This window comes from Cellulomonas algicola, from assembly GCF_019024305.1.
Taxonomy (GTDB): Bacteria; Actinomycetota; Actinomycetes; order Actinomycetales; family Cellulomonadaceae; genus Cellulomonas; species Cellulomonas algicola.
The window spans coordinates 1-1,357 of record NZ_JAHKSJ010000014.1; the positions used below are offsets into that span (position 1 = coordinate 1).

Annotated in this window: 2 protein-coding genes; one reads left to right on the forward strand and one right to left on the reverse strand. The window is 71.3% G+C overall.

All coding sequences use genetic code 11. The annotated features are described in order from the left end of the window. Positions 1 to 383 (reverse strand): DUF3000 family protein (locus KOV94_RS12090; RefSeq protein WP_218052169.1); only part of this gene is annotated, 383 nt, incomplete at its 3' end. 178 nt (positions 384 to 561) lie between these two features. On the opposite strand from KOV94_RS12090, the gene gnd reads away from it, so the two are divergent. Continuing rightward, a partial coding sequence (gene gnd, locus KOV94_RS12095) for an NADP-dependent phosphogluconate dehydrogenase (protein ID WP_218052170.1) occupies positions 562 to 1,357 on the forward strand: 796 nt, incomplete at its 3' end.

Sequence of the window (1,357 nt, forward strand, 5' to 3'; positions counted from 1 at the left end):
CCGCCCGCCGCGTGCGGCTCGAGGCCCGCGGACTCGAGCGCGTCGGTGAACCAGGTCCACGCGACCTCGGCCAGCAGCGGGTCGGTGCCGACCTCGGCCTCCAGGGTGGCGCGCACCAGCGTGACGAGGCGGAACGAGCCTTCCCACGCCTCCTGGCCCTCGGGGTCGTAGAGCACGACGAACCGGCCCGACGCGAGCTCGGCCGCGGCGACCGACCGGCGTGCGCTGCGCACCTCGGCCGTGAGCGCGGCGGAGAACGGGGCGATCCGGGCGGGCCCGGGGACCTCGTCCAGCACGACCTCGGACCGGACCGTCACGTTGCGCAGCGAACGGAGCGCACGGACGAACTCGGCGGGGACGTCCTCGGGGCCTGCTGGGGTCACGCTGGGGAGCGTACGGGCGCGGTCGCCGTCTTGACGTCCGGCACGCCGCTCCCGCGTCATCGCGACGCCGCTAGGCTGACCGGGCACTCCCACCCGGACGTCGCGCACCCGCCCAGCGCCCTCCTGCGCACGGGTCGTCCCGCGCCCCGGGCCGTCGACGACAAGGAGCACCTCACGCATGGCCGCGAACACCACGGCATCCGGCACGGCCGAGATCGGCGTCACCGGTCTGGCGGTGATGGGCCGCAACCTGGCCCGGAACTTCGCGCGGAACGGGTTCACCGTCGCGATCCACAACCGGTCGTATGCGAAGACGCAGTCGCTGGTCGACGACCATGGTGAGGAGGGCACGTTCATCGCCTCGGCGAGCACCGCGGACTTCGTGGCGTCGCTGGCGCGGCCGCGCAAGATCGTGGTGATGGTCAAGGCCGGTGCGGCCACCGATGCGGTGATCGACGAGCTGGTGCCGTTGCTGGACGAGGGCGACATCGTGGTCGATGCCGGCAACGCGCATTTCCCGGACACGATCCGCCGGGAGGCGGCGCTGCGGGCCAAGGGTCTGCACTTCGTGGGTTCGGGTGTCTCTGGTGGTGAGGAGGGCGCGCTGCTGGGTCCGTCGATCATGCCCGGTGGCACGGCCGAGTCGTATGAGTGGTTGGGTCCGATCCTGGAGAAGATCTCGGCGAAGGTCGACGGGGTGCCGTGCTGCACGTATGTGGGGCCGGATGGTGCGGGGCACTTCGTGAAGATGGTGCACAACGGCATCGAGTACGCCGACATGCAGCTGATCGCCGAGGCCTACGACCTGCTCAAGCAGGGCCTGGGTGCCTCGGCGGCGCAGATCGGGGGCATCTTCGCGGAGTGGAACACCGGGGACCTGGAGTCGTTCCTGATCGAGATCACCGCCGACGTGCTGCAGCACGTGGACGCCGCCACGGGCAGTGCGTTCGTGGACGTGGTGCTGGACCAGGCCG